This window comes from Azospirillum sp. A26 (genome assembly GCF_042604635.1).
Classification (GTDB): Bacteria; Pseudomonadota; Alphaproteobacteria; order Azospirillales; family Azospirillaceae; genus Azospirillum; species Azospirillum palustre.
In genome coordinates this window covers 1,983,281-2,008,738 of record NZ_CP170473.1, presented here as the reverse complement: position 1 = coordinate 2,008,738, position 25,458 = coordinate 1,983,281, and the positions used below count along the sequence as shown (strand labels likewise).

Annotated in this window: 22 protein-coding genes; 8 read left to right on the top strand and 14 right to left on the bottom strand. The window is 66.4% G+C overall.

The window, feature by feature from the left end; translation table 11 throughout:
* Positions 1 to 3: 3 nt before the first annotated feature.
* From ABNQ39_RS23090 to ABNQ39_RS23080, 3 genes are all read right to left on the bottom strand, one after another.
* Entirely contained in the window at positions 4 to 927 is a 924-nt protein-coding gene (locus ABNQ39_RS23090; protein ID WP_376960903.1) for an ABC transporter permease subunit, read from the bottom strand.
* Between the two features lie 9 nt (positions 928 to 936).
* Positions 937 to 1,947, bottom strand: coding sequence for an ABC transporter permease subunit (locus ABNQ39_RS23085; protein WP_376960901.1), 1,011 nt, complete (start codon positions 1,945 to 1,947; stop codon positions 937 to 939).
* Between the two features lie 239 nt (positions 1,948 to 2,186).
* On the bottom strand, positions 2,187 to 3,785 hold the full coding sequence (locus ABNQ39_RS23080; protein ID WP_376960899.1) for an ABC transporter substrate-binding protein: 1,599 nt from the start codon (positions 3,783 to 3,785) through the stop codon (positions 2,187 to 2,189).
* A gap of 399 nt (positions 3,786 to 4,184) precedes the next feature.
* Here ABNQ39_RS23080 and ABNQ39_RS23075 point away from each other — a divergent pair, with 399 nt between their 5' ends.
* On the top strand, positions 4,185 to 5,135 hold the full coding sequence (locus tag ABNQ39_RS23075; RefSeq protein ID WP_376960897.1) for a DMT family transporter: 951 nt from the start codon (positions 4,185 to 4,187) through the stop codon (positions 5,133 to 5,135).
* An 84-nt stretch (positions 5,136 to 5,219) separates the two neighbouring features.
* Positions 5,220 to 6,095: a ChbG/HpnK family deacetylase gene (locus tag ABNQ39_RS23070; protein WP_376960895.1), complete on the top strand. Its 876-nt coding sequence runs from the start codon at positions 5,220 to 5,222 to the stop codon at positions 6,093 to 6,095.
* A gap of 5 nt (positions 6,096 to 6,100) precedes the next feature.
* On the opposite strand, the gene ABNQ39_RS23065 is transcribed toward ABNQ39_RS23070, so the two are convergent.
* On the bottom strand, positions 6,101 to 7,735 hold the full coding sequence (locus ABNQ39_RS23065) for an AMP-binding protein (RefSeq protein ID WP_376960893.1): 1,635 nt from the start codon (positions 7,733 to 7,735) through the stop codon (positions 6,101 to 6,103).
* Between the two features lie 355 nt (positions 7,736 to 8,090).
* On the bottom strand, positions 8,091 to 8,594 hold the full coding sequence (locus ABNQ39_RS23060) for a hypothetical protein (protein WP_376962661.1): 504 nt from the start codon (positions 8,592 to 8,594) through the stop codon (positions 8,091 to 8,093).
* Positions 8,595 to 9,541: 947 nt separating this feature from the next.
* Between ABNQ39_RS23060 and ABNQ39_RS23055 the strand changes: the two genes are divergently transcribed.
* Entirely contained in the window at positions 9,542 to 10,345 is an 804-nt protein-coding gene (locus ABNQ39_RS23055) for a response regulator (protein WP_098737505.1), read from the top strand.
* A gap of 130 nt (positions 10,346 to 10,475) precedes the next feature.
* Here ABNQ39_RS23055 and purU read toward each other — a convergent pair whose 3' ends face one another.
* Complete coding sequence (gene purU / locus ABNQ39_RS23050; protein ID WP_098737504.1) at positions 10,476 to 11,342, bottom strand: formyltetrahydrofolate deformylase; 867 nt, start codon at positions 11,340 to 11,342, stop codon at positions 10,476 to 10,478.
* Positions 11,343 to 11,565: 223 nt separating this feature from the next.
* Between purU and ABNQ39_RS23045 the strand changes: the two genes are divergently transcribed.
* Positions 11,566 to 11,952 carry a hypothetical protein gene (locus ABNQ39_RS23045; RefSeq protein WP_109449699.1) on the top strand — a complete coding sequence of 129 codons (387 nt, stop codon included), beginning with the start codon at positions 11,566 to 11,568 and terminating at the stop codon, positions 11,950 to 11,952.
* Positions 11,953 to 12,108: 156 nt separating this feature from the next.
* Here ABNQ39_RS23045 and ABNQ39_RS23040 read toward each other — a convergent pair whose 3' ends face one another.
* Positions 12,109 to 12,276, bottom strand: a complete 168-nt coding sequence (locus ABNQ39_RS23040; RefSeq protein ID WP_199235334.1) for a hypothetical protein — start codon at positions 12,274 to 12,276, stop codon at positions 12,109 to 12,111.
* A gap of 257 nt (positions 12,277 to 12,533) precedes the next feature.
* Here ABNQ39_RS23040 and ABNQ39_RS23035 point away from each other — a divergent pair, with 257 nt between their 5' ends.
* The 3 genes from ABNQ39_RS23035 to ABNQ39_RS23025 all read left to right on the top strand — a co-directional run bounded on the left by ABNQ39_RS23035 (position 12,534) and on the right by ABNQ39_RS23025 (position 15,674).
* A complete protein-coding gene (locus ABNQ39_RS23035) occupies positions 12,534 to 13,376 on the top strand; it encodes an N-acetylmuramoyl-L-alanine amidase family protein (protein WP_376960890.1) in 843 nt (280 codons plus the stop codon).
* Positions 13,377 to 13,598: 222 nt separating this feature from the next.
* Complete coding sequence (locus tag ABNQ39_RS23030; protein ID WP_376960888.1) at positions 13,599 to 14,204, top strand: BON domain-containing protein; 606 nt, start codon at positions 13,599 to 13,601, stop codon at positions 14,202 to 14,204.
* 12 nt (positions 14,205 to 14,216) lie between these two features.
* Positions 14,217 to 15,674, top strand: coding sequence for a hypothetical protein (locus tag ABNQ39_RS23025; protein WP_376960886.1), 1,458 nt, complete (start codon positions 14,217 to 14,219; stop codon positions 15,672 to 15,674).
* Between the two features lie 18 nt (positions 15,675 to 15,692).
* Here ABNQ39_RS23025 and ABNQ39_RS23020 read toward each other — a convergent pair whose 3' ends face one another.
* The 7 genes from ABNQ39_RS23020 to ABNQ39_RS22990 all read right to left on the bottom strand — a co-directional run bounded on the left by ABNQ39_RS23020 (position 15,693) and on the right by ABNQ39_RS22990 (position 24,327).
* Complete coding sequence (locus ABNQ39_RS23020; protein WP_376960884.1) at positions 15,693 to 16,691, bottom strand: NAD(P)H-quinone oxidoreductase; 999 nt, start codon at positions 16,689 to 16,691, stop codon at positions 15,693 to 15,695.
* A gap of 422 nt (positions 16,692 to 17,113) precedes the next feature.
* Positions 17,114 to 18,031 carry an IclR family transcriptional regulator gene (locus ABNQ39_RS23015; protein WP_109050104.1) on the bottom strand — a complete coding sequence of 306 codons (918 nt, stop codon included), beginning with the start codon at positions 18,029 to 18,031 and terminating at the stop codon, positions 17,114 to 17,116.
* 124 nt (positions 18,032 to 18,155) lie between these two features.
* The gene (sucD, locus tag ABNQ39_RS23010; RefSeq protein WP_376960882.1) at positions 18,156 to 19,031 is read right to left on the bottom strand and encodes a succinate--CoA ligase subunit alpha; all 876 of its coding nucleotides are present in this window, start codon (positions 19,029 to 19,031) and stop codon (positions 18,156 to 18,158) included.
* A gap of 1 nt (position 19,032) precedes the next feature.
* Positions 19,033 to 20,232 carry an ADP-forming succinate--CoA ligase subunit beta gene (gene sucC / locus ABNQ39_RS23005; protein WP_376960880.1) on the bottom strand — a complete coding sequence of 400 codons (1,200 nt, stop codon included), beginning with the start codon at positions 20,230 to 20,232 and terminating at the stop codon, positions 19,033 to 19,035.
* A 260-nt stretch (positions 20,233 to 20,492) separates the two neighbouring features.
* A complete protein-coding gene (frc, locus tag ABNQ39_RS23000; RefSeq protein ID WP_376960878.1) occupies positions 20,493 to 21,767 on the bottom strand; it encodes a formyl-CoA transferase in 1,275 nt (424 codons plus the stop codon).
* A gap of 63 nt (positions 21,768 to 21,830) precedes the next feature.
* On the bottom strand, positions 21,831 to 23,594 hold the full coding sequence (gene oxc, locus ABNQ39_RS22995) for an oxalyl-CoA decarboxylase (RefSeq protein ID WP_376960876.1): 1,764 nt from the start codon (positions 23,592 to 23,594) through the stop codon (positions 21,831 to 21,833).
* A 43-nt stretch (positions 23,595 to 23,637) separates the two neighbouring features.
* A complete protein-coding gene (locus ABNQ39_RS22990) occupies positions 23,638 to 24,327 on the bottom strand; it encodes a GntR family transcriptional regulator (protein WP_085083968.1) in 690 nt (229 codons plus the stop codon).
* Between the two features lie 294 nt (positions 24,328 to 24,621).
* Between ABNQ39_RS22990 and ABNQ39_RS22985 the strand changes: the two genes are divergently transcribed.
* Positions 24,622 to 25,455 (top strand): IclR family transcriptional regulator, encoded by an 834-nt coding sequence (locus tag ABNQ39_RS22985; RefSeq protein WP_376960873.1) that lies wholly within the window; start codon positions 24,622 to 24,624, stop codon positions 25,453 to 25,455.
* Positions 25,456 to 25,458: the final 3 nt, after the last annotated feature.

The window sequence follows — 25,458 nt, the reverse complement described above, 5'->3', positions numbered from 1 at the left end:
AGGTCAACGCTTCAGCTTGGGGTCGAGCGCGTCGCGAAGACCGTCGCCCAACAGATTGAAGGCCAGCACCGTCACCAGGATGGCGATGCCGGGCCAGGTCACGACCCAGGGGGCGCGCTGGAGGAACTGGAGCGAGGAGGCCAGCATGGTGCCCCATTCCGGCGTCGGCGGCTGCGCGCCGAGACCGAGGAAGCCCAGTGCAGCCGCATCGAGAATGGCGGTGGAGAAGCCCAGCGTCGCCTGCACGATCAGCGGAGCGACGCAGTTGGGCAGCACCACGATCAGCATCAGGCGCAGCGGCCCGGCCCCGGCGACGCGCGAGGCGACGACATAATCCTTGTTCACCTCGGCCAGCACGGCGGCGCGGGTCAGGCGGGCATAATGCGGGATCACCACCACCGACACCGCCAGCATGGCGTTCACCAGCCCCGGCCCGAGGATGGCGGCCACCACCACCGCCAGCAGCAGCGACGGCAGCGCCAGCAGGATGTCCATGGCGCGCATGATCAGCACGTCGGCCATGCCGCCGAAGAAGCCGGCGACCAGCCCCAGCCCCAGCCCGACGGCCAGCGACAGGGTGACGACGATCAGGCCGATCATCATCGACAGGCGCGCGCCGTACATCAGGCGGGACATCATGTCGCGGCCGATGTCGTCGGTGCCCAGGATGTAGCTCCAGGTCCCGCCCTCCTGCCAGACCGGCGGGGTCAGGATGGCGTCGCGGTACTGGATGTCGGGATCGTGCGGGGCGATGACGCCGGCGAAGATGGCGATCAGCGCGATCAGCGCGATCACCACCAGACCGCCCAGCGCGCCCTTGTTCTGCTTGAAGTGATACCAGAACTCGGTCAGCGGGTGCGGCGGGCGCGACACGGCGATCGGTTCCGGGACGGCGGGCTCTGGATTGGTCGAGAGTTCAGCGGACATGGATTGGCCTCACCGCGCGTGACGGATGCGGGGGTTGAGGACGCCGTACAGCACGTCCACCAGCAGATTGACCAGGATCACCGAGGTGGCGATCAGCAGGACGCCGCCCTGCAGGGCCGGATAGTCGCGGCGGTTGATCGATTCGATCAGCCATTTGCCGACGCCCGGCCAGGAGAAGATGGTCTCGGTCAGGATGGCGCCGCCCAGCAGCGTGCCGACCTGCAAACCGATGACGGTCACCACCGGGATCAGCGCGTTGCGCAGCGCATGCATGCCGATGACCCGGCCGCTGGCCAGCCCCTTGGCGCGGGCGGTGCGGATGTAATCCTCGCCCAGCACCTCCAGCATGGCCGAGCGCGTCATGCGCGCCACCACGGCCAGCGGCACGGTGCCGAGCACGATGGTCGGCAGGATCAGATGCGACAAGGCCGAGCGGAACGCCTCGTAATCGCCGGCCATCAGCGTGTCGATCAGCATGAAGCCGGTCACCGGCTCCACGTAATAGACCAGATCCAGGCGCCCCGAAACCGGGGTCCAGCCCAGCGCGACCGAGAAGAACAGGATCAGCAGCAGGCCCCACCAGAAGATCGGCATCGAATAGCCGGTCAGGCTGGCGCCCATCACGCCATGGTCGAACAGCGACCCGCGCTTGACCGCCGCCAGGATGCCGGCCGGCAGCCCCACCAGCGTCGCGAACAGCATGGCGCACAGCGCCAGTTCGAGCGTCGCCGGGAACAGGGTGACGAATTCGCTCAGCACCGAATTGTGGGTGACCAGCGACAGGCCGAAATCGCCCGACAGCACGTTGCCGACATAATCGAGGAACTGTTGCCAGAGCGATTGGTCGAGGCCCAGTTCATGGCGGAGGGCGGCCAGCCGTTCGGGCGCGATACCCCGTTCGCCGACGCGCACCTCGATGGGGTCGCCGGGAACCAGCCGGATCAGGATGAAGGTCAGAAAGGTGATGCCGAGAAAAGTCGGAATCACCAAGCTTACCCGCGTCAGGATGAAGCGAAGCATCGACGGGTACTCGTTTTTTAAAACTACGGTGAAAACTGGAACGGAGCGCTGGCCCGGCAGAAAAACCGCTCGGGCCGACACCCCGTTCCATCAGGGGCACCTGCCCCCACTCCGGCCCAACCCCGCTTGCGCAGGGTTGGGAACGCCACTCTGTTCAAAAGGTTGGAGGCGCGGAACCCCACGCCTCCAACCCGGTACACCCGGCGCCGCACCCCCTTGTTACAGGGGCGCGTCGCGCATCACTTCAGGTCGACGCCTTCGAAGCGATGGACGCCGAACGGGTCCATCTTGTAGCCGACGACGCTCTTGGCGAGGCCCATGTAAACCACCGAATGGGCGATGGTGTACCACGGGGCCTCTTCCTTGAAGATGACCTGCGCCTGCTCGTACAGCTTGGTGCGCGCGGCGATGTCGGTGGTGCGCTTGGCCTGGACGACGAGGTCGTCGAACTCCTTGTTGCACCACTTCGACAGGTTGTTGCCGCCCGGACGCGCAGCCTCGCAACCCAGCAGGGTGTAGAGGAAGTTGTCCGGATCGCCGTTGTCGCCGGTCCAGCCGAGCATGCCCATCTGGTGCTCGCCCTGCTGCATCCGCTTGCGGTATTCACCCCACTCGTACTGCACGATCTTCGCCTTGATGCCGACCTTGGCCAGATCGGCCTGCATCATCTCGGCGACGCGCTTGGCGTTGGGGTTGTACGGGCGCTGCACCGGCATCGCCCACAGGTCGGTCTCGAAGCCGTTGGGATAACCCGCGTCGGCGAGCAGCTTCTTGGCGCGCTCGACGTCGTAGGGATAATCCTCGATGGCGTCGTTGTACGACCACATGGTCGGCGGAATCGGGTTCTTGGCCGGGACGCCGGCGGCCTGATAGACCGCGGCGACCGTCGCCTTCTTGTCCAGCGCCATGCTGACGGCACGGCGGACGCGCACGTCGTCGAACGGCTTCTTCGTCACGTTGAAGGAGACGTAACCGACGTTCAGGCCTTCCTGCTCCTGAACGACGATGGAGGTGTCCTTCTTCATGCCGTCGATGTCGGCCGGATTCGGATACGGCATGATCTGGCATTCGTTGGCCTTCAGCTTGGCCAGACGAACCGCCGCATCGGGCGTGATCGCGAAGACGAGGTTGTCGAGCGGCTGCTTGCCGCCCCAATACTGTTCGAACGCCTTGTAGCGGATGACGGCGTCCTTCTGGTAGGCGACGAACTGGAAGGGACCGGTGCCGACGGGAACCTGGTCCAGCTTCTCCGGCGTGCCCTTCTTCAGCAGCATCGCGCCATATTCGGCCGACATGATCGGAGCGAACGGCATGGCGAGGTTGGCCAGGAACGGCGCCTCGACCGCGTTCAGCGTGAACTTGACCGTCAGGTCGTCGACCTTTTCGATCGACTTCAACAACTTGGGCATCGCCATGTCGTTGAAGTAATCGTAGGCGCCGCCGGAGATCTTGTGGAAGGGATGATCCGGCTTCCACTGGCGCTCGAACGAGAAGATCACGTCGTCGGCGGTGGCATCGCGGGTCGGCTTGAAATCGCCGACGCTGTGCCACTTGGCACCGGCACGCAGCTTGAAGGTGTAGACCAGCCCGTCGTCGGAGATGGTCCAGGATTCCGCAAGGCCGGGAACGACCTTGGTGCCGCCATGCTCGAACTGGACGAGGTTGTTGTAGACCGGAAGAGCAACGTCGAAGCTGGTGCCGGTCGTATTCAACATGGGGTTGAAGTTTTCGGGGCTACCCTCGGAGCAATAAACAAGGGTCTTCGCCGCCTGGGCCGGCGCCGACAGCGCCAGCGCCGCAGCCATACCAAGCCCGGCACCCAGCAGGATGCGCTTCATTCGTCTTGCCTCCCGATTCCGATTGGAGCGTATGCAAATTTGCCAGAACGCCTTTGGAAATAGCGCCGCCATTTGGCGCGTGCCCAAGGCGCCTGTCAACGCCTACATGCATACGTGGCTATACCGTGGCGCAGGGCACAATTCGTGGCGCCAATACGTCCGTATGGATACATTTTCGCCCCCGAAAACGAAACAGTTGCAAAGCCAACCATCCGGTTGACCGAACCGGCAGCTTCCTACCCCGGCGAATCAGGCCTACCGGGTGTGTCGCCGGGGAAATGCGCGCAGCCGATGGAGGCGGTCGGCTGCCATGCGCACCCGCCGTGAAGTCCGGCGGCGAACCCCATGCTAGGCTGGGTTGCACCTGTCATGAAACCATTTTTCGGATACCGGTCCGGCATGCCCTTTCCGCTTCTGCCGTCCTCCCTGCGGTCCGGGCCGCTGGCCGCCTACAGCCTCTACATCGTCGGGTCCGCGCTGCTGGCCTCCAACCCCGTGGTCGGGCGGGCGGCGGCGCATGTGGTGCCGCCGATCGGGCTGGCCTTCTGGCGCTGGCTGATCGCCTTCCTGATCGTGCTGCCCTTCGCCCTGTCGGGGCTGCTGGCCCACCGCGGCCAGTTGAAGGCGCAATGGCGGCGCTATCTGCTGCTGGGCGTGTTGGGCCAGGGGATTTCAGGGGCCATCGTCTATTACGGGCTGGAACGGACCAGCGCCACCAACGCCAGCCTGATCTATGCCACCAGCCCGGCGATGATCCTGGCGCTGGCCGCGGTCTGGCTGGGCGACGCCATCCGGCCGCGGCAGATCGTCGGCATCCTGCTGGCGATGGCCGGCGTGCTCGTCATCCTGACCCGCGGCGATCTGGAGGCTTTGCGGCACCTGTCCTTCAATGGCGGCGACCTCTTGGTGCTGACCGGGGCGGTGTCCTGGTCGGTCTATACCATCCTGCTGCGGCAATCTGGCACACCCCTGCCGGTGGTCACCGCCTTCGCCGCCAATGCGCTGGCCGGCGTGCTGGTGCTGGCACCTTTCTATGCGTGGGAAACGGTGGCGGTGCGGCCGGTCCCCTTTTCCGTGTCCACCGTCCTGTCAATCGTCGCGGTGGCGCTGTTCGCCTCGGTGCTGGCTCTGCTGGCCTATCAGAAGACCATCGTGATGATGGGCGCGGCCCGCGCCTCCACCGCGCTGTACGTGTCGCCGCTGTGGGCGGCGCTGGCCTCCTGGGCGATGCTGTCCGAGCCGTTGCAGGGCTTCCACCTGATGGGCGTGCTTCTGGTGCTGCCCGGCGTGATGCTCGCCACCCTGCAAGCCCGCAGACCGGCGGCGGAACCGGCGGGCAAAGCGGCCTGAGCGGCATGCCAACCGGTATCGCTTGATCGGCACGGGCCGCCCTCCCATCTTGGCCGGACCTTCGCCACCCGCATCCGCCCGGCCATGACCGATACCGCATCCACCCCCTTGCTGCTCTGCGCCGACGATTACGGGCTGGCGCCCGGCGTCAACGCCGCCATCCGCGACCTGATCGCCCAGGGCCGGCTGACCGCCACTTCGGTCATGAGCCTCTGCCCGCACTGGCGCAGCGGTGCGGATGCGTTGCGCGAGCTGAAGGGCAAGGCCGACATCGGACTGCATTTCACCCTGACAGACCAGCCGCCGCTGGGGCCGATGCCGACGCTGGCACCGGACGGACGGCTGCCGCCGCTGGGGCGGCTGATGGGCTGGGCCTATCGCGGGAGGCTGAACAGCCCGGCGGCACGGGCGGAGATCCGGGACGAACTGTCGCGCCAGATCGCCGCCTTCACCGACGCCTGGGGAGCCCCGCCCGACTATATCGACGGCCACCAGCACATCCACCAGCTGCCGGTTGTCCGCGATGCGGTGGTGGAGGCGCTGGCCTCCCTGCCCGGCGCTTACGTCCGCCTGTGCGGCGAGCCGCTGGCGGCGGTGCTGCGCCGGGGCGTGGCGGTGCCGAAGACGCTGCTGATCGGCGGGCTGGGCGGCGGGCTGAGGCGCATGGTGCAGGACCGCGGTATTCCGGCCAACGACCGCTTCGCCGGCGTCTACGACTTCGCCGGCAGCCGCCCCTTCGCCGACCTGATGTCCCGTTTTCTCGACGGAATTGGCGACGGGATCGGCGGCCGGACTCTGGTGATGGTCCACCCCGGCCTGCCCGACGAGGAATTGCGCCGCGTCGACACGCTGGTCGAGCCGCGTCTTGCCGAATACGACTATCTGCGCGGGCCGGAGTTCGCCGCCCTGCTGGAGGCACGCAACATCCGGCTGACCCGCTTCGCCGGCTTCTCCCGGTAGGAGCGCTACTCCGCCTCGTCCGGCTGCCAGGCGCGGCGGCGCAGCTTGAAGCGCTGGACCTTGCCGGTTTCCGTCCGCGGCAGGGCGTCGAGGAACTCGACCGCGCGGGGGTATTTGTAGGGCGCGATGTGATCCTTGACGAAGGCTTGCAGTTCCTCCGCCAGACGCTCGTCGGGACGGACATCGTCGCGCAGGACGACGAAGGCCTTGGGGATGGTGCCGCGCACCGGATCGGGGGCGGCGATCACCGCACATTCCTGCACCGCATCGTGGCTCAGCAGGATGTTCTCAACCTCCAGCCCGGAGATCTTGTAGCCGGCCGAGACGATCAGGTCGTCGGTGCGGGCGTGATACCAGAAGAAGCCGTCCTCATCGACGTGGAAGGCGTCGCCGGTCAGGTTCCAGCCCTGCTGGACATAGCTTTCCTGGCGCGGGTCGTCGAGATAGAGACAGCCGGTCGCCCCGCGCACCGCCAGCCGGCCGACCTGACCGGGGGGAAGTCGGCGGAACTGGTCGTCCACCACCATCGCCTCATAGCCCGGCACCGGCTTTCCGGTGGAGCCCGGCCGCACATTGCCGGGCACGGCGTGCAGCACGGCGTTCAGCAGCTCGGTGGTACCCAGGCTGTCGAGGATTTCCAGGCCGGTGGCGTCGCGCCAGCCTTCGAAGGTCTGCTGCGGCAGCGGCTCTCCGGCCGAGATGCACAGGCGCAGGCCGGACAGCCCCGTCGCCAGCGCCGGGTCGGCGGCCATACGGCCGATCATGCCGCGATAGACGGTCGGCACGGTGAACATCACCGTCGCCTTGTGGCGGGTGGCGGCCTCGATCAGCCGGTCGGCGGTCCCGCGCTCTAGCAGGATCACCGAGGCGCCGATGCGCAGCGGGAACAGCAGCAGTCCGCCCAGCCCATAGGCGAAGGCCAGCGTCGGCGAGCCGCAGAAGACATCCTCGGCCGTCGTGCCCAGCACGGAGCGCGGCGACAGGTCGGAAATCGCCAGCAGATGGCGGTGCAGATGGGCGGCGGCCTTCGGCGTGCCGGTGGTGCCGGAGGTGAAGGCGATCAGCGCGACGTCGTCCTGCGCCGTGTCGGCGGCCTGGAAGCCCGGCGGCTTGGTGGCGATGCGGTGTTCCAGCTCGCCGTCGCGGAAGCCGACGATGCGCAGCGACGGCAGCGCCGCCTCTTCCAGATCGTCGAGGAAATGGGTGTCGCACAGCGCCATGTCGATGGAGGCGCGCTTCAGCACGTCGGCCAGTTCGGGCGCGCGCAGCAGCGGCATGGTCGGCACCAGCACCCCGCCGGCCTTGATCACCGCCAGCCAGCAGGCGGCCAGCATCGGCGTGTTGGGGCCGCGCAGCAGGACGCGGTTGCCGGTGACCAGCCCGTAATCCTCGGTCAGGACGCGGGCGATGCGGTCGACGGTGTCGCGCATCCGGCCATAGCTCCAGACCTCGCCATCGCCGCCGATCAGGCAGGGGCGGCCGTCCCAGCCGCGCTCGCGCCAGCCGTCGATCAGGACGGATACGGCGTTGAGGCGCTGCGGATACTGGAGTTCGGGACGGTCGAGAATCAGGTCGGGGCGCTGCGACGGCGCCGGCAGCCGGTCACGGGTGAAGCTGTCGAGATGTCCGGATGGCGTCATGCGCTGCGTCGTCTCCCCCCGTTGCAGGACGGGAAGAACGGGGCCGGCGTGATCGGTGGGCGGACCCGGCCGCCACACGCGCGGTTCAGACACGGCCATGCCATCGGCCGGCGCGAATGCGCATCCCTTCATGGGCAATGCTCCATCTCCCCCCGCAGAGGACGCATGAACACGCCTCCGTCTTGTCTTTTATGATCCGACTATAGTGCCAGGGGGAGCAAGTGAGCCATGCAACGAACGAATGGTGGGTGCACCATCAATCGCCATTCGTGCCGGGACAAGTGACTGAAAAGGCCAGTTTTTCGTTGGTAAGACGCATGATCTGGAACGAAAGTACGGGTCGGCGTACCGATCGTCAGCCGTTCTGCAGGTAAAGATCGATCTCGCCCTGCTCCATCACGTGAGCGGTGCCGTGGATAATGCCGTTGGCGATCTGGATGATGCGGTGGATCATCGCGACGGAGGTCTGGCAGTCCATCCGCAGCTTGTCGGGATCGCCGCTGTCGATGTCGGTGCCGATCCGCTCCAGCGTGTGGGCGATCACCTGATGGGCCTGGGCGATGGTGTCCTCGAAGGGACGGAGGAACTTGGACGGCACATGGCCGTAGGCCTCGATCGCCAGTTCCTTGTCGGAGAAGCCGCTGTCGCGGAAATGCTCGGCATAGCTTTTGGGCTGCCAGATGCGGCATTCCTCCAGCATGTCCGGCATGTCCGGGATCATCTCGATCAGCATCACGATTTCGTTGAAGTGATTGAGATAGTCGGTCGCCAGCAGCGTCTTCTCGGAAATGTTCGTGCCGCGCACGCGCTCCCGCCACCGGGCGAAGTCGGCCAGCTCATCCGGCGGAATGCCGTCCATCAGGGACCGATCCAACTCTTGGTCTTCCATGCACAAACCCGGACCCGATGCGGCAGCCCACGCGATACCCCGGCCGGCACAGGTCCGCCGGCCTTGAAACGGCAGGGTGCGCCCAAAGACGCCATGCCCCAACCGTGTGCCGATGTCCTTAACGTTGGATTAAACGCGTTGCAAGTGCCGGCTTGTGAAAGTCCCCGATTGACGGAAGCGAAGCGGCGACATGGCCGTTATCTTGACAGATAAAAGTTCGCCGCCGACGCCACCCGCGTGATGTCGCGGCGGCGCCCGGCGGCGATTAGGATTGGCGGTTCAGGGAGGAATCACACCATGCCAATCTCAACGCCACCGCTGATGGTTGGTTCCCGAGCAGGACAGTCGGCGATTCCAATCGCTGCCTTGGCGGAAAAGAAAAACGCGCCGGCCTGGGGGTTGGCCGGCGCGCACGAGGATCGGGAACACTCGCCTCGCCCTCGCACGGCAGCGGAAAGACCGATGCCGGAGGGCAAAGACAGAGTGGGCTTGTAAGCCTTTCCGAACGGTTAAGTCCGCCCCTCCGGCATTCCCTATGCCTGCCGGTCATAGGCCGCACGCAAGGCCCGCCGTGCCCTGGCTGGCCTTGCTTCATACTATTCAGGCTGAGTAACCCATTGTCGGTATCTCGAATAAATCTTTCGAGTTCACTCCCGTTAGGCCGCGGACTGCGCCATATGAACTCCACCGCTGCAGCTCGGGATGAGTCAGTCTGCTGATCGAAGCAGCGGCGATGGCGTCGTGATCTTCGGCAGGGCCGCCCAGGCGGTCAGGTCGCCGGATTTCAGCGCCGGACATGCGGACCGGGAACAGGCGCCCGGGAGAGATCGAGTTGCACCGGCCGTATCCGGAATTCCGGAAACGGCACATCGGGTGGATGCCAGGAACACGCGCCGCAGAAAGGCACGGGGAGAGAGATGGAGCAGTACACCGGTCACTTCATGCAGCATTTGCCCTACCTGCGCCGCTACGCCCGCGCGCTGACCGGGACGAACGGGCGGGGGGACGCCTTGGTGACCCGCACCCTGGAATGGTACCTGGAGGCGGACGAGGCGGAGAGCGGCCGCGGCGACGACACGTCGCGCGGCACGCTTTATCGCCATCTGCACAAACTGCAGGACGAGGACGGCTCGCCCCCCGCGGTCGCGCCCTATCATCCGGTGGAATCGGCGCTGATGACGCTGGCGGAGACCGACCGCCGGCTCTACCTGCTGGTCAACCTGGAGGATCTGCCTGTCGGTGAGGCTGCCGCCGTGCTGGGTCTTGCCCCGGAAGACGCGGTGGAACGGCTGAGCCACGCCCGCGAGCGTGTCCGTGCCCGGCTGACAGCCACCATCCTGATCGTCGAGGATGACGCCATCATCGCCTACGATCTGGCAGAGACGGTGCGCGGCATGGGCCATATCGTCTGCGGCAACGCGGCGACGATGGACGAGGCGCTGTCGCTGGCGGCGGAGCACCGGCCGACGCTGGCCCTGATGGACATCCGGCTGGCCGACGGCGACAACGGGCTGGAAGTGGCGCGCGAGCTGCGGGCCCGCCGGTTCCTGCCGGTGATCTTCGTCACCGCCTTCCCGGACGATCTGGCCAAGCACGGGTTGGAGCATCTGGGCCCGGTGATTCCGAAGCCCTTCACCCGCGACCAGATCGAACAGGCGATCACGCGCGCCGTGTTCATGCCGCAGCCGGAAGACGCCCGCGAGACGGCGCAGCCCCATTGAGGGGCGGCGCTGCTTCACGCGGGAGGGTTTAGAGTTTTTCTGATGCTTATCGAAGCACCAGAAAAACTCTGAGCTTTTGGTTTTACGTGCTATTCACGCTTCAAACGATTCCGCTTGAACCGATCGCACTCTAGCGGAAGACCACCGTCTTGTTGCCGTTCAGCAGCACACGATGCTCCACGTGGTAGCGGACGGCACGGGCCAGCACGATGTTCTCGATGTCACGCCCGATGGCCACCAGGTCGTCGGGCGTCATCGTATGGTCGACACGCTCCGCCTCCTGCTCGATGATCGGGCCTTCGTCGAGGTTGGAGGTGACATAGTGCGCGGTGGCGCCGATCAGCTTCACGCCTCTCGCATGGGCCTGATGGTAGGGCTTGGCGCCCTTGAAGCTGGGCAGGAAGCTGTGGTGGATGTTGATCACCCGGCCGGCCATCCGCTCGCACAGCGCGCCGGACAGCACCTGCATGTAGCGGGCGAGCACCACGAGGTCGATTTTCTCCTCGTCGACGATCTCCAGCAGGCGGGCTTCCTGCTGCGCCTTGTTGTCGGAGCCGACGGGCAGATGGTGGAACGGGATGTTGTGCCACGCCGCCAGCTGATAGAAATCGCGGTGGTTGGAGACGATGGCCGGAATCTCGATCGGCAGATAGCCGGTGCGGTAGCGGTACAGCAGGTCGTTCAGGCAGTGGCCGAACTTCGACACCATGATCAGCACGCGCGGACGGCGCCGGGCGTCGTGGATCTTCCAGGTCATGCCGAAGCGCTCGGCCACCTGCGCCGCGAAGTCGGCCTCCAGCTGCGCCTTGCCCGGTCCGGCCGGGTTGCCGTTGAAGCTGACGCGCATGAAAAACAGGCCGGAGATGCGGTCGCCGAACTGTGCGCTGTCGATGATGTTGCAGCTCCGCTCCGCCAGGAAGCCGGACACCGCGAAGACGATGCCGACGGTGTCGGGGCAGGAAACGGTGAGGATATAGTCGGAGCCGGTCTCAGACATCGCGCGTCCACCATGGCGTAACAGCAAGAAAAGGGGGAAGCTTCCCTAGCACGAACGCCGCGATGTTGCACCCGCTTCATGAGCGGGTGTGCACATGGCTGTGCCGTCCGGCGCGATTCTCCCCGATGCCGGGCGGTCCACGCCGCTCTGGCATCGGCCGGCCGGCGGTGCGACAATCGGCGACGGCGGCCGGACCGGCCGGCGAAGGAAGACGGAGTCACCCATGGCATCCGGCGGCAAGATCATCGGTGAATACACCAAGGGCAAGGTCGACAAGCTGATGACGGCGGACGCCGCCGACAGCAGCCGCAGCCAGCGCATCCGCCATTTCCTGGAAAACATGGACGCCGCGATCCTGGAGGCCAACTGCGAGGTCATCGGACGCGAATTGCCGAACCTCAACCGCGACTCCTTCCTGCGCATGGCGGTGCGGGTGGCGGAACTGCGTGCCGACTATATCCGTGCCGGCCTGAAGATGTCGGAGTCCCGGCACCCGGACGCTGCCGCCGTCGCGGACCTCGCCCGCCTGCGCGCAGCCTACGAGCAGATGCTGGCGGTGTACGAGGCCGCGGAGCGGGTGATCGAACGCGGATACGCCAAGCTGGGGTGAGGCGCCAGGGTTTCGCCCTTTTCCCTGGAAACAGGACCCGGAAACAAAAATCCCCTTCCCCGCGATCCTGCGGAGAAGGGGGCGCGACCGATCGGTCACGGAATTCAGTGGCGACCCACCCAAAAGACCCCGGTCGGCCAAAGCCGACGGCCGGGGTCAAACGTCGTGGAAATGCTCCAACTCACGACGCAGGCTGGTGGCCTCCTGTTGCAGGCCGACGATCCGGCGGACGTCAGGACTCTGCTGCTGCTCTTCGCGTTCGAGCTTGTCCTCGATATCGCGCTGCTCTTGCCGGATGATGTTGAACAGTGCTTTCCTCAACATCGACACCTCCCGAGCTGATCGCTAAAATTTTAGCGCTTTTTCAATTCGCCATCAAGCAACCAATGACCTCTGTCGAATCCTCGGCACGTCAAGTCTGCCCCGGTTACCGAATGCCCACAAATATTCAGAAACGGTAATCTGGCCGGCCTTGACAATACTTTTGCGCCGCCGCATTGGTTAATGATTCAGGCTAGATGAACGGATGGCACGGCTTGGTGCCGATGCCTTCCCTCCTTTGCAGCACGGTATTTTTGGCCATGGATCGACGACAGCTGCTTGGGCTCGGGCTCAGCAAGCTTTGGTTAACCGCCGTCGGCGCCGCCGGTCTGGCGCTGGCCCAGCCTCTGGGCTCGGGCAGCGCCCAGGCGTCGGGCCGGCGGCCCGACCGCAAGCCGGCCGGCGGCACGTCGCCGCGGTCGCGGCTGGTGATGCTCGATCCCGGCCATGGCGGCAACGATCCCGGCGCCATCGGCACCCGCGGCACCTTCGAGAAGGAGGTGACGCTGGACATCGCCCGCGACGTGGCGCGCATCCTGGCGGAGCGGCATGGCGTCGCCGTCCGGCTGACGCGGCGCGACGACCGCTTCCTGGCGCTGGACGACCGGGTGGCGCTGACGCGCGAGGCCGGGGCCGACCTGTTCGTGTCGATCCACGCCGACAGCGCCCCCAATGCCGATGCCCGCGGCCTGTCCGCCTACATCCTGTCGGAGAAGGCATCGGACTCCTTCGCCTCCCGCCTCGCCCAGCAGGAGAACCAAGCCGACCGCTTCGGCAAGCCGGGGGCGGTCGGCGGCGGCCGGATCGTCAAGGACATCCTGATGGACCTGACGGCGCGCCACACCCGCCATGCCTCGCTGGCCGCCCGCCAGATTCTGGTGGAGGGGGCGGGCAAGGAGCTACGCCTGCTCGAAAACCCGATGCGCGCGGCCAATTTCGCGGTGCTGAAGGCGCCGGACGTGCCGTCGGTGCTGGTGGAAACCGGCTTCCTCTCCAACCCCAGGGACGAGAAAATCCTGCGCGACGCGACCGCCCGGCGGGTGGTTTCCCGCGTCCTGGCCCGTGAAATCGCCGGCGTGCTTTCCAGCCCAGCTTTCGCCTGATTTCGCCGTGAGACTGGCGAAGACGTCGCGGCGACCTGTGCTTCGCGGACATCCCTTCGCACTCGCAGCGACTGCAACATCCGTGCATCACATCGGGACAAAGTGACGATGACTGGTGAAAGCCTCGAATTTCCCCATTGCAAAGACCGTTCCGCCGTGACTTTTTCCGGCCGCGCGCCGATTCTGCCCGGCGCTGGACATGCAGGCGAAAGGAGGCACACTGTGACGGGTTCGAGCCGCCTTTGGACAGTCTTCGCACTCGCCTGCACCGCCGGTGTCTCGCTGGCCGGCTGCGGCCCGCTGGTGCTGGGCGCCGCGGGCGGGACCGCCGTCGTGGCGACGCAGGAGCGCGGTTTCGGCGGCTTCGTCAGCGACACCGAAATCCGTGCCCGCATCAATTCGCTGTGGCTGCAGCATTCCATCGACCTGACCAACCGCATCGGGCTGACCGTCGACCAGGGCCGCGTCCTGCTGACCGGCCGTGCCGCCGACGCGCAGATGCGGCTCGACGCGGTGCGCCTTGCCTGGCAGGCGCAGGGCGTCAAGGAGGTCATCAACGAAATTCAGATCGACAACGGGTCCAGCATCATGGACACCGCGCGCGACACCTGGATTTCGACCCAGATCCGCAGCCGCATCACCTTCGATGTGGATATTCATAGCCAGAACTACAGCATCGATACCGTCGATGGCGTTGTCTATCTGATGGGGGTCGCCAGTTCGCAGGAAGAGCTGGACCGTGCGCTCCAGCACGCCCGTTCGGTGCCCAACGTCCAACGCGTCGTCAGCTACGTCCGTCTGCTCCCGAACCCAAACATCCAGGGTTGAACCCCGACCGCCATGGCCCCCGCCCTATCCCGTGTCCTCGCCGTTCTCCGCACCGCCGCCGTCGCCGCAGCCTTGAGCCTGCCGGCGGCGTTCGCGGCCGGTCCCGCATCGGCGCAGGACGCGGCGGTACAGGATATGGTTGGACAGCAGGACGGGGCGAAGCAGACCGTGCTGGCGCAGGACCAGGACGGAGGCGGGGCGGACAACCCGGCTTCCGGCACCCCCGGCCCGGCCAACCGCCTGTTCGTCCAGGCCTTGCAGCTGATCCGGCAGGCCGACAACACCTATGACGTCGCCGAAGAGGGCCGCCTGCTGAAGGAGGCGGACAAGCTGTTCAACGACATCGTGACGAAATATCCCGACAGCCCGCTGGCGGTGCAGCTCGTCACCAACCAGTTCGTCGGCGATTTCGACTTCTACGAATTCCGCTCGCGCATCCGCGCGCTGGTCTGCAACGACGCGCTGAACAGCCTGTGCTTCCTCCACCGCATCGGCGAGATGCTGCCGCCGGTGGAGACGCCGATCAACGCGGCGCGCTGGGACTGGCTGTCGCTGGCCGTCGCCTACCAGCAGCTGGGCGATGTCGGCCGCGCCAAGGAGATCATGGCGCCCTTCGTCAGCGCGGTCCGCCGCGGCGGCGTCGCCGACAGCTCGGGCCAGGATCTGTTCGTCGCCCGCGCCCTGTCGCTGATGGGGCAGACGCCGCTGGCGCTCGACATCACCCGGCAGATCAACGACTGCTCGACCCGCATCTACAACCTCGCCGACATCGCCAAGGCGGCGGCGTGGCGCGGCGACAGCGGCCTGACCAACGCGCTGGCCGACGAGGCCAAGAGCTACGCCTCCAGCCACAATTGCGCCTGGGAGCTGGGGCTGGTCGCCCAGACGCTGCTGCGCGCCGGCAAGGAGGCGCAGGCCCGCACCCTGTTCCTCAACACGGTCGAGACGCAGTTCTCCAAGTTCAAGGAAACCCGCGGCGACTGCTGCCCGCCGGAACTGGCGGTGGCGGCGGCCGACATCGGTGAGCCGAAGCTGGCGCTGGGCCTGCTCAGCACCGTGCAGGACGAGAATCCGTGGACGATCCCGGCGGTGCTGGGACGGCTCGCCAAGCGCGGCGAGGCGGGGATGGCGGTCGCCTACGCCGAACAGGTGGCGGACATCGACACCCGCGGCGAGGCATTTGCCGAGCTGATCGAGGCGGCGATGAAGCGCGGCGAGCCGGCCGTCGCCAACGACCTGATGAACCGCCTGAACAAGCTGGTGGACGAGGCCGCCGGCCGCCGGCCCGGCCTGCTGGCGCAGCGGGCCAAGGCGGAGAAGGTCTTCTACAACGACGACCGCTGGCGCCGGAGCTTCCAGCTGGCGATCAACGCGGCGGAGAAGGCCAGCAACTTCGTCCGCCGCGACATCGGCGCCCCGCTGCTGGCCGCGCTGGTCCGCATCGAGACCGGGCTGCCGATGCTGGATTGAGCCGAAGAGAGTTTCAGTTCATCCCACCGCCAGCACCAGCTTGCCGACATGCTGGTTGCTCTCCATCAGCCGGTGGGCGTCGGCGGCCTGTGCGAGCGGGAAGACCTCGTGGACGACCGGCTTGACCGTGCCGGCGGCGACCAGCGGCCAGACGCGCGCCTTCAGCTGCTCGGCCACCGCCTGCTTGTAGGCGATGGGACGCGCCCGCAGGGTCGAGCCGGTCAGCACCAGCCGCTTGGTCATGACGGGGAAGAAGTTCACATTGGCCGTCGCGCCGCGGACAAAGCCGATGCAGACATAGCGGCCCTCGACCGCCAGCGCGTCGATGCTGCGGGCGACGTAATCGCCGCCGACGATGTCCAGCACCACATTGACGCCGGCCCCGCCGGTCGCCTCCTTGACCACCGCGACGAAATCCTCCTCGGCGTAGTCGATGGCGCGTTCGGCGCCGAGCCGGACGCAGGCGGCGCATTTCTCGGCGCCGCGGGCGGTGGCGAAGACCCGTGCGCCGAAGGCGGCCCCCAGTTGGATCGCCGTGGTGCCGATGCCCGACGTGCCGCCATGGACCAGCAGCGCCTCGCCGGGCTGGAGCGCGCCGCGCTCGAACACGTTCGACCAGACGGTGAAGACGGTTTCTGGCAGCGCCGCCGCCTCGGCCATCGACAGGCCGTCGGGGATCGGCAGGCACTGCGCCGCCGGCACCACGCAAAACTCGGCATAGCCGCCGCCGGCCAGCAGGGCGCAGACCGGATCGCCGATGCGCCAGCCCTCGACTCCCTCGCCCAGCGCATCGACGGTGCCGGCAACCTCCAGGCCGGGGATGTCGGTGATGCCCGGCGGCGGGTTGTACTTGCCGAGCCGCTGGAGCACGTCCGGCCGGTTGACGCCGGCGGCCTGGACGGCAATGCGGATCTCGCCGGGCGCCGGATCGGGAACCGGGCGGCGCGCCGGGACCAGCACCTCCGGCTTGCCGGGCTGGCTCACCTCGATCGCCGTCATCTGTCTGGAGTCTGCCATTCGGATCGTTCCCCTGCCCTGTTCTCATGAAAGGTCTGGGGGCACTCTGTCGTCGCGGCCGACGGCCAGTCCACGCGGCGATGGATCCGATTTCGTCCTGCGGAAAAGACAAAAAAATGGCCGTGCTGCACACAGCACGGCCAGTCTCCGAGAGAAGCGCGAACATGCAAAACAACACATCCGCCCGATGAGAAAGGAACGCCTTTCCCAAGACAGACAATCGCACGGGCTGCGCCGATTTTCCCGAGAAAAAAGCCGCTTTTCCATTCCGTGGAAACGGCTCTTTTCTCAAGAAAAAGGGCCGCATCCCGTAAGGAATGCGGCCCGAAGTGCGCCAGGGAGGAATGCCAACGTGCACCACCTGCCGTCAGCTCTTGGCGTTCTCTTGCTTTATGCGTCTCTTTGTCCGTGCGAGGAACGGGTCAGTTGGGAACCGGCACGCGGCCACCCAGCTCCTGGGTCACCGCCGCAGCGGCGCGCTTGACCATCTCGCCCAGGGCGCGCAGCCGCGCGTCCTCGATGCGCCGGCTGGAGCCGGACAGCGACAGGGCGCCCATCACACGGGAATTCTCGTCGAAGATCGGGGCGGCGACACAGCGCAGGCCGGACACCCGCTCCTCCTGGTCCAGGGCATAGCCGCGGGTGCGGACCAGGGTCAGGTCGCGGTACAGCGCCGGCAGCGACGACAGGGTGCTGCGGGTGAACTGGCGCATGCCGCGCTGGGTCACGATGGTCTGCACCTTGGTCTCGGGCATGCCGGCCAAGAGCGCCTTGCCGACGGCGGAGCAGTGCAGCAGCGTGCGGTCGGTCTGCGGAACCGCGACCTGGGCGGCGCGGGGACCGCCGACGCGGGCCAGATAGAGCGCCTCGCCATTCTCCTCGACCGCCAGATTGACGATCTCGCTGCTCTCCTCCATCAGGCGGCGCATGCGGGGACGGGCGACATCGACCAGATTGCGGGTCTTCAGGAAATTGGCGCCGGTCATGTAGGCCTGGACGCCGACCACCCAGCCGCGCGCGCTCTGGTCGAAGCGCACATAGCGCTCGTACTGCAGGGTCGTCAGCAGGCGGTGGGTGGTGGAGGGCGACAGGTTCGCGGCCTCCGACAGCTCGGTCAGCGTCATCGGACCGTCGTTGGAGCCGAGGATCGTCAGGATGTTCAGCGCGCGGCACAGCGACTGGACCACCTGGCCGCGCTCGGCCTTGGCCTCCTTGCCGTTGTCGTTCTTCACCCGCGGCGTCTCGATGATCGCGGTCTTGATGATGGCCGCGGCGCCCTCGCTGGGGTCGTCATGGATGATGCGGCGGGCCAGGATGCTGTTTTGGGCTTGCGCTTTCATGTCCCATCTCCCTCGGGGTCCGGCGCGTTGGTTGCGCCTGTCTGTTGCGGCTGATGGCGTGAGTGACAGAAGGCTTGGCTAAGGCCGCGGGACCGTCGCGGACGGCGGTCCCGCGGGGGAACGGTTACCCTTTGAAAATCGCCTGCATGGTAGAGCCCAGGCTGGCGGGGCTGTCGGCGACGGCGATGCCGACCGACTTCATGAAGTCGATCTTGAAGTCGGCGGTGTCGTTGCCGCCGGAGATCACCGCGCCGGCATGGCCCATGCGGCGGCCCGGAGGAGCCGTGCGGCCGGCGATGAAGCCGACGACCGGCTTCCTGGTGCCCGAGGCCTTGATGAACTCGGCGCCGCGGACTTCGGCGTCGCCGCCGATCTCGCCGATCATGATGATGCCCTCGGTCTCCGGGTCCTTCACGAACAGCTCCAGGCTGTCGACGAAGTTGGTGCCGTTGACCGGGTCGCCGCCGATGCCGATGCAGGTGGTCTGGCCGAGGCCGGCCGCCGTGGTCTGCGCCACCGCCTCATAGGTCAGCGTGCCGGAGCGCGAGACGATGCCGATCTTGCCGCGCTTGTGGATGTGGCCCGGCATGATGCCGATCTTGCACTCGTCCGGCGTGATGATGCCGGGGCAGTTCGGGCCGATCAGGCGGGTCGCAGAACCGGCGAGCGCACGCTTGACGCGGACCATGTCGAGCACCGGGATGCCTTCGGTGATGCAGACCACCAGCGGGATCTCGGCGTCGATGGCTTCCAGGATCGCGTCCGCGGCGAAGGGCGGCGGCACGTAGATCACGGAGGCGTTGGCGCCGGTCTTCTCGACCGCCTCGGCGACGGTGTCGAAGATCGGCAGGTCGAGGTGCTTGGCCCCGCCCTTACCCGGCGTGACGCCGCCGACCATCTTGGTGCCGTAGGCGATGGCCTGCTCGGAGTGGAAGGTGCCCTGGGCTCCGGTGAAGCCCTGGCAGATCACCTTCGTGTTCTTGTCGACGAGAACAGCCATGTTACGCGGCCTCCTTCTTCACGGCGGCGACGATCTTCTTGGCTGCGTCGTCCAGATTGTCGGCGGACAGGATCGACAGGCCGGACTCGGCCAGGATCTTCTTGCCCAGATCGACGTTGGTGCCCTCCAGACGGACCACCAGCGGCACATGCAGCTTCACGTCGCGGGCCGCGGCGACCACGCCCTCGGCGATCACGTCGCAGCGCATGATGCCGCCGAAGATGTTGACCAGGATGCCTTCGACCGCGCTGTCGGACAGGATCAGCTTGAAGGCCGCAGTGACGCGCTCCTTCGTGGCGCCGCCGCCGACATCGAGGAAGTTGGCCGGCTCGGCACCGTACAGCTTGATGATGTCCATCGTCGCCATGGCGAGGCCGGCGCCGTTGACCATGCAGCCGATGTTGCCGTCGAGCTTGACGTAGTTCAGCTCGTGCTTGGCGGCTTCGATCTCCGCCGGGTCCTCTTCCGCCTCGTCGCGCAAGGCGGCAACGTCCTTGTGGCGGAACAGCGCGTTGTCGTCGAAGCTCATCTTGGCGTCGAGCGCCAGGATGTCGCCCGAGCCGGTGACGATCAGCGGGTTGATCTCGACGATGGCGCAGTCCAGGTCCACGAAGGCCTTGTAGGCGGCCTGGATGAATTTGGCGGCGGCGCCGACCTGCTTGCCTTCCAGGCCCAGCGCGAAGGCGACCTTGCGGGTGTGATAGCCCTGGATGCCGGTGGCCGGGTCGACCGCGACCTTGACGATCTTCTCCGGCGTGTTGTGGGCGACCTCTTCGATCTCCATGCCGCCTTCGGTTGAGGCGATGATGGTGACGCGGCCGGTGCCACGGTCGGTCAGCAGGCCGAGATACAGCTCGCGCTTGATGTCGGCACCTTCCTCGACATAGAGGCGCTTGACCTCTTTGCCCGCCGGGCCGGTCTGCTTGGTCACGAGGACGCGATTGAGCATCTCGGCGGCGTTGGAGGCGACCTCCTCGACCGACTTGACGACGCGGACGCCGCCCTTGCCGCCCGGATTGTCCTGGAAGCGGCCGGCGCCGCGGCCACCGGCATGGATCTGCGACTTCACCACCCAGACCGGACCGCCGAGTTCGCGGGCGACCGATGCAGCCTCTTCCGGGGTGAAGGCCACGCCGCCGCGCGGAACGGCGACGCCGTACCCCCGCAGCAGATCCTTGGCCTGATATTCGTGAATGTTCATGGTTTTCGTCTCTGTCCCAGTCGGGAATTGTCTTTTGGAGACCGCGGGGAGCCGGAAATTCTTCGGCTGACGGGCGGCGGATTTTTAAAAGTCCGGGCTTCGGCGCCCGCTTCGGCTCTCAGGCGACCGGGAAGGGGACGGTCGGGGAGAGCGGAAGCGGGGTTTTTAAAAATCGGCAGGCTTTTCAAACATTGGGTGCCGGCCCTCCCCCACCCCTCTTCCGCCGAAGCGGGGTGGGTTGGGGAAGAAGGCGGAGACTGTTACTCCGCCGCCAGCCTCTCCACGACGCCGATGGCGCCGCTGTCGCGGATTTCAACGATTTCACGCTCGCCGAAGCCCAGCACGTCGCGCAGGATTTCGTCGGTGTGCTCGCCGAGCAGGGGAGAGCGGGTGACCTCCGTCGGGCTGTCGGACAGCTTGATCGGGTTGCCGACCGTCAGGTAGCTGCCGCGGGTCGGATGCTCCACCTCGACCAGCGTGCCGGTCTCGTAGAGCGACTTGTCCTCGGCGATTTCCTTCATCGACAGGATCGGGCCGCAGGGAATGTCGTACTTGTTGAGAAGGTCCATGACCTCGAACTTGGTCAGGGTCTTGGTCCACTCCTCGACGGTGGCGAAGATGCTCATCAGGCGTGGCAGGCGGGCCACCGGGGTGGCGTAGTCGGGATCGGTGATCCACTCTTCCTTGCCGATGACCTTGCAGATCGACTTCCAGACCGGAGCCTGGGCGATGAAGTAGATGTAGGCGTTGGGATCGGTCTCCCAGCCCTTGCACTTCAGGATCCAGCCCGGCTGGCCGCCGCCCGACGCGTTGCCGGCGCGCGGCACCGTGTCGCCGAACTCGCCGTTCGGGTATTGCGGGTATTCCTTCATCGGACCGTTGGCCAGACGCTGCTGGTCGCGCAGCTTGACGCGGCACAGGTTCAGCACGGCGTCCTGCATGGCGGCCAGCACCTTCTGGCCACGGCCGGTCTCCCGGCGCTGGTAGAGGGCGGTGACGATGCCGAGCGCCAGATGCAGGCCGGTGCCGCTGTCGCCGATCTGGGCGCCGGTGACCATGGGCGGGCCGTCGTCGAAACCGGTGGTCGAGGCGGCGCCGCCCGCACATTGGGCGACGTTCTCGTACACCTTGCAGTTCTCGAACGGCCCGGGCCCGAAGCCCTTGACCGACGCGACGATCATCGCGGGGTTCAGTTCCTGGATACGCTCCCAGGTGAACCCCATGCGATCGAGCACGCCGGGGGCGAAGTTTTCGACCATCACGTCGCAGGTCTTGATCAGCGCCTCCAGCACCTCCTTGCCCTTGGGCGTCTTGGTGTCGAGGGTGATGGACCGCTTGTTGTGGTTCAGCATGGTGAAATACAGGCTGTCGGCGTCCGGCAGGTCGCGCAGCTGGCTGCGGGTGATGTCACCCTCGCCCGGCCGTTCGACCTTGATGACGTCGGCGCCGAACCAGGCGAGCAACTGGGTGCAGGTCGGTCCCGACTGAACATGTGTGAAGTCGAGAATCCGCACGCCCTGAAGTGCCTTGCCCATGTATTTCTCCCCCTGCTTCTTAAGTCGTGTTGGTCGGACCAGGCGCTTCCCCGATGCCGTCCCTTAGGACGGCATCTTGCGGACCGAGCTGGTCGGATTGAGGCTGCCGATGTTGCCGCTTTCGGTGCCGGCGGCCGGGTCGATGACGGCGTTGATCAGGGTCGGACGGCCGCTGTCCATCGCCTCGTTGACGGCGCGGTACAGCTCGTCCGGGTTGGTGACATGGACGCCGACGCCGCCGAAGGCTTCCATCATCTTGTCGTAACGCGAGCCGGGGACGAAGACCATCGGCGACGGGTCGTTCCCGCCGGTCGGGTTGACGTCGGTCCCGCGATAGATGCCGTTGTTGTTGAAGATGACGATGCAGACCGGCAGGTTGTAGCGGCAGATCGTCTCCACCTCCATGCCGGAGAAGCCGAAGGCGCTGTCGCCCTCGACGGCCAGAACCGGCTTGCCGCTCTCCACCGCCGCAGCGACGGCGTAGCCCATGCCGACGCCCATCACGCCCCAGGTGCCGACGTCGAGGCGCTTGCGCGGCTCGTACATGTCGATGATGCCGCGGGCGAGGTCGAGGGTGTTGGCGCCCTCGTTGACCAGCAGGGCGTCCGGACGCTCCTTGATGATGCGGCGCAGAGCGCCCAGCGCACCGTGGAAGTTCATCGGCGACGCGTTGCTCATCAGCTTCGGCGCCATCTTGGCGACGTTCTGCTCACGCTTTGCGGCGACGGTGGCCATCCAGTCGGTCGGCGGGGTCAGGCCGCCGTCGATGCCCTTCAGCATCACTTCCATGACCGACGCGATGTCGCCGACCAGCGGGGCATGGATTTCGACGTTGCTGTCCATCTCCCGCGGCTCGATGTCGACCTGGATGAACTTCTTGGAGCCGGGCTTGCCCCAGGTCTTGCCCTTGCCGTGCGACAGCAGCCAGTTCAGCCGCGCGCCGACCAGCATGACCACGTCGGCTTCCTGCAGAACCAGCGAGCGGGCGGCACCGGCCGACTGCGGATGGGTGTCGGGAAGCAGGCCCTTGGCCATGCTCATCTGCAGGAAGGGGATGCCGCTCTTCTCGACGAAGGAGCGGATCGTCCCGTCGGCCTGGGCATAGGCGGCGCCCTTGCCGAAGATCACCAGCGGACGCTTGGCGCCCTTCAGCAGGTCGAGCGCGCGGTTGACCGCCTCGGCCGACGGATACTGGGCCGGGGTCGGATCGACCACCTTGACCAGCGACTTCGCGCCTTCCGCGGCGTCCATCACCTGCGAGAACAGCTTGGCCGGCAGGTCGAGATAGACGCCGCCCGGACGGCCCGACACGGCGGCGCGGATGGCGCGCGCCACGCCGATGCCGATGTCCTGGGCGTGCAGGATGCGGAAGGCAGCCTTGCACAGCGGCTTGGCGATGGCGAGCTGGTCCATCTCCTCATAGTCGCCCTGCTGGAGATCGACGACCTCACGCTCCGACGAGCCGCTGATCAGGATCATCGGGAAGCAGTTGGTGGTGGCGTTCGCCAGCGCGGTCAGGCCGTTCAGGAAGCCCGGTGCCGACACCGTCATGCAGACGCCCGGCTTCTTCGTCATGAATCCGGCGATGGCGGCGGCGTTGCCGGCATTCTGTTCGTGGCGGAACGAGACGACGCGCATGCCCTCGGCCTGCGCCATGCGCAGCAGGTCGGAAATCGGAATGCCGGGGACGACATACAGGTTGTTGATGTCGTTGAGCTTGAGCGCGTCGATGACGAGCTGGAAGCCGTCGGTCAGCGCCGGCGCGTCTTCGACAACAGATGCTTCCGTGGCCTGGTTCTTAGTGATCGTTGCAGCCGCAGTAGACATATGGGTGACTCCTCCCCGAGGCTCCAAAAAGGTTCAAAGTTGGTTAGTCGAGGAAGGCGCAATGCCGTTCCACGTACTGTGCGAGACCGAGCGTGTGTTCCCGGACGCGGCGCTCCGCGAGATCGGCATCGCGGGCGGCAAGCGCCTCGATGATGTCCCGATGCTCGTGGATGGACTGGTCGGCACGGTCGCCGAGGCCCATCGTCGCGCGGCGGATCGCACGCATATGGATGAAGAAGCGGTCGGTCAGGTCCGAGATCAAAGCGGACCCCGAAGCCTGGACGATGCTTTGATGGAAGACGATGTTGGCGTCCGAATACTCGGCGACATGCTCCGCCAGTTCGGCCTTCGTGTATTTGTCGAACGCGGCGTGCAGGAGTTCCAGCTTCTCCGTGGTGGCGTTTTCGACGAACAGGCGTGCCGCCATGCCTTCCAGGGCGGCACACACCGTGATCATCTCCACCAGTTCGGCCTTCGTCTTGCGCACCACGAAGATCCCGCGCCGCGGTTGGGAGCGGATGAACCCCTCCTGTTCCAGCAGCGCCATCGCCTCGCGCACCGGGGTGCGGCTGACACCCAACGCCTCGCACAGACGGCGTTCGTCCAACCTGATCTCGTTGCTCTGGCCGTAGATGTTCATCTGCGTGATGGCCTGTCGCAGCGATTGGTAGGCCTTGGCCTTGAAGCTCATCCCCTGTTCGAGGGGTTCGACACTGAATCTTTCCCGGTTCATCACGTTTCCGACCCTTTGCGCGCCGACGCCATCGGCGCCGCTTGTTGTCGTGAGCGTTGTTCGTGCGAGCGTTGGGACGATCGCCCTTGGCCCTTGGTACTGAGTGGCGCGTCGTTTTTGAATTATCGATACGGTATACCAGATGCCAGACACCCGCAAGGCCAATTGCGGGCACCTCGAACTATTTCTGCTGCCGACGGAGTTGCGGCCGATTCTGTTCGATTTCTCTGGCTATTGCGCGTTAATCGCCCTAATTTGGCCGTTCAGGATCGCTCATAGCGAAGGAACCCGCGCATGGCCGAAACCCAGCAACTGGCCGGGGCCGCAGACAAGACACCCTCCGGTGCGGCGGAAGAGGCGTCGGATCCGAACTTCATGACCTCGCTGGCGCGCGGGTTGTCGGTGATTCGCGCCTTCACCGAGCGTGAGCCGAACCTGACCATCGCCGACATCGCCAAGATCACCGGCCTGCCGCGGGCGGCGGCGCGGCGCTGCCTGCTGACGTTGATGCAGCTGGGCTATGCGGGGTCGGACGGCCGGACCTTCCATCTGAAGCCGAAGATCCTGGCGCTCGGCTATTCCTTCCTGTCGTCGGCCCCGCTGGCGACGATTCTCGACCCGCTGATCGAGCAGGTCAGCGGGGCGGTGCAGGAATCCTGCTCCGCCGCCGTCCTGGACGAGGACGACGTGGTCTACATCGCCCGTGCGGCGACCAAGCGGATCATGTCTGTCGGGCTGAATGTCGGCAGCCGCCTGCCGGCCTACTGCACCTCGATGGGGCGGGTCCTGCTGGCGGCGCTGCCGGAGGCGGAGCTGAACGCCTATCTGGCGCGGGTGCCGCTGAAGCCCTTCACCGAACGGACGATCACCGCGCCCGACGCGCTGAAGCGCGAGCTGGAACGGGTGCGCGACCGCGGCTTCTCGCTGGTCGACCAGGAGCTGGAGCTGGGGCTGCGCTCCATCGCCGTGCCGATCAGCACCGCCGCCGGAGGGGTTGTGGCGGCGATGAACATCAGCGCCCAGGCCGCCCGCGTCACCTGCCCGGAGATGGAGGTGCAGTTCCTGCCCCACCTGCACCGTGCGTCGGAGGAAGCACGCGTGCTTCTGGTGCGCTCGCGCGGGGTGTGAGGC

Coding starts and splice junctions, on each gene's coding strand:
- ABNQ39_RS23090 (WP_376960903.1), bottom strand. CDS start 927: ATGTCCGCTGAACTCTCGACCAATCCAGAGCCCGCCGTCCCGGAACCG.
- ABNQ39_RS23085 (WP_376960901.1), bottom strand. CDS start 1,947: ATGCTTCGCTTCATCCTGACGCGGGTAAGCTTGGTGATTCCGACTTTT.
- ABNQ39_RS23080 (WP_376960899.1), bottom strand. CDS start 3,785: ATGAAGCGCATCCTGCTGGGTGCCGGGCTTGGTATGGCTGCGGCGCTG.
- ABNQ39_RS23075 (WP_376960897.1), top strand. CDS start 4,185: ATGCCCTTTCCGCTTCTGCCGTCCTCCCTGCGGTCCGGGCCGCTGGCC.
- ABNQ39_RS23070 (WP_376960895.1), top strand. CDS start 5,220: ATGACCGATACCGCATCCACCCCCTTGCTGCTCTGCGCCGACGATTAC.
- ABNQ39_RS23065 (WP_376960893.1), bottom strand. CDS start 7,735: ATGACGCCATCCGGACATCTCGACAGCTTCACCCGTGACCGGCTGCCG.
- ABNQ39_RS23060 (WP_376962661.1), bottom strand. CDS start 8,594: ATGGACGGCATTCCGCCGGATGAGCTGGCCGACTTCGCCCGGTGGCGG.
- ABNQ39_RS23055 (WP_098737505.1), top strand. CDS start 9,542: ATGGAGCAGTACACCGGTCACTTCATGCAGCATTTGCCCTACCTGCGC.
- purU (WP_098737504.1), bottom strand. CDS start 11,342: ATGTCTGAGACCGGCTCCGACTATATCCTCACCGTTTCCTGCCCCGAC.
- ABNQ39_RS23045 (WP_109449699.1), top strand. CDS start 11,566: ATGGCATCCGGCGGCAAGATCATCGGTGAATACACCAAGGGCAAGGTC.
- ABNQ39_RS23040 (WP_199235334.1), bottom strand. CDS start 12,276: ATGTTGAGGAAAGCACTGTTCAACATCATCCGGCAAGAGCAGCGCGAT.
- ABNQ39_RS23035 (WP_376960890.1), top strand. CDS start 12,534: ATGGATCGACGACAGCTGCTTGGGCTCGGGCTCAGCAAGCTTTGGTTA.
- ABNQ39_RS23025 (WP_376960886.1), top strand. CDS start 14,217: ATGGCCCCCGCCCTATCCCGTGTCCTCGCCGTTCTCCGCACCGCCGCC.
- ABNQ39_RS23020 (WP_376960884.1), bottom strand. CDS start 16,691: ATGGCAGACTCCAGACAGATGACGGCGATCGAGGTGAGCCAGCCCGGC.
- ABNQ39_RS23015 (WP_109050104.1), bottom strand. CDS start 18,031: ATGAAAGCGCAAGCCCAAAACAGCATCCTGGCCCGCCGCATCATCCAT.
- sucD (WP_376960882.1), bottom strand. CDS start 19,031: ATGGCTGTTCTCGTCGACAAGAACACGAAGGTGATCTGCCAGGGCTTC.
- sucC (WP_376960880.1), bottom strand. CDS start 20,232: ATGAACATTCACGAATATCAGGCCAAGGATCTGCTGCGGGGGTACGGC.
- frc (WP_376960878.1), bottom strand. CDS start 21,767: ATGGGCAAGGCACTTCAGGGCGTGCGGATTCTCGACTTCACACATGTT.
- oxc (WP_376960876.1), bottom strand. CDS start 23,594: ATGTCTACTGCGGCTGCAACGATCACTAAGAACCAGGCCACGGAAGCA.
- ABNQ39_RS22990 (WP_085083968.1), bottom strand. CDS start 24,327: ATGAACCGGGAAAGATTCAGTGTCGAACCCCTCGAACAGGGGATGAGC.
- ABNQ39_RS22985 (WP_376960873.1), top strand. CDS start 24,622: ATGGCCGAAACCCAGCAACTGGCCGGGGCCGCAGACAAGACACCCTCC.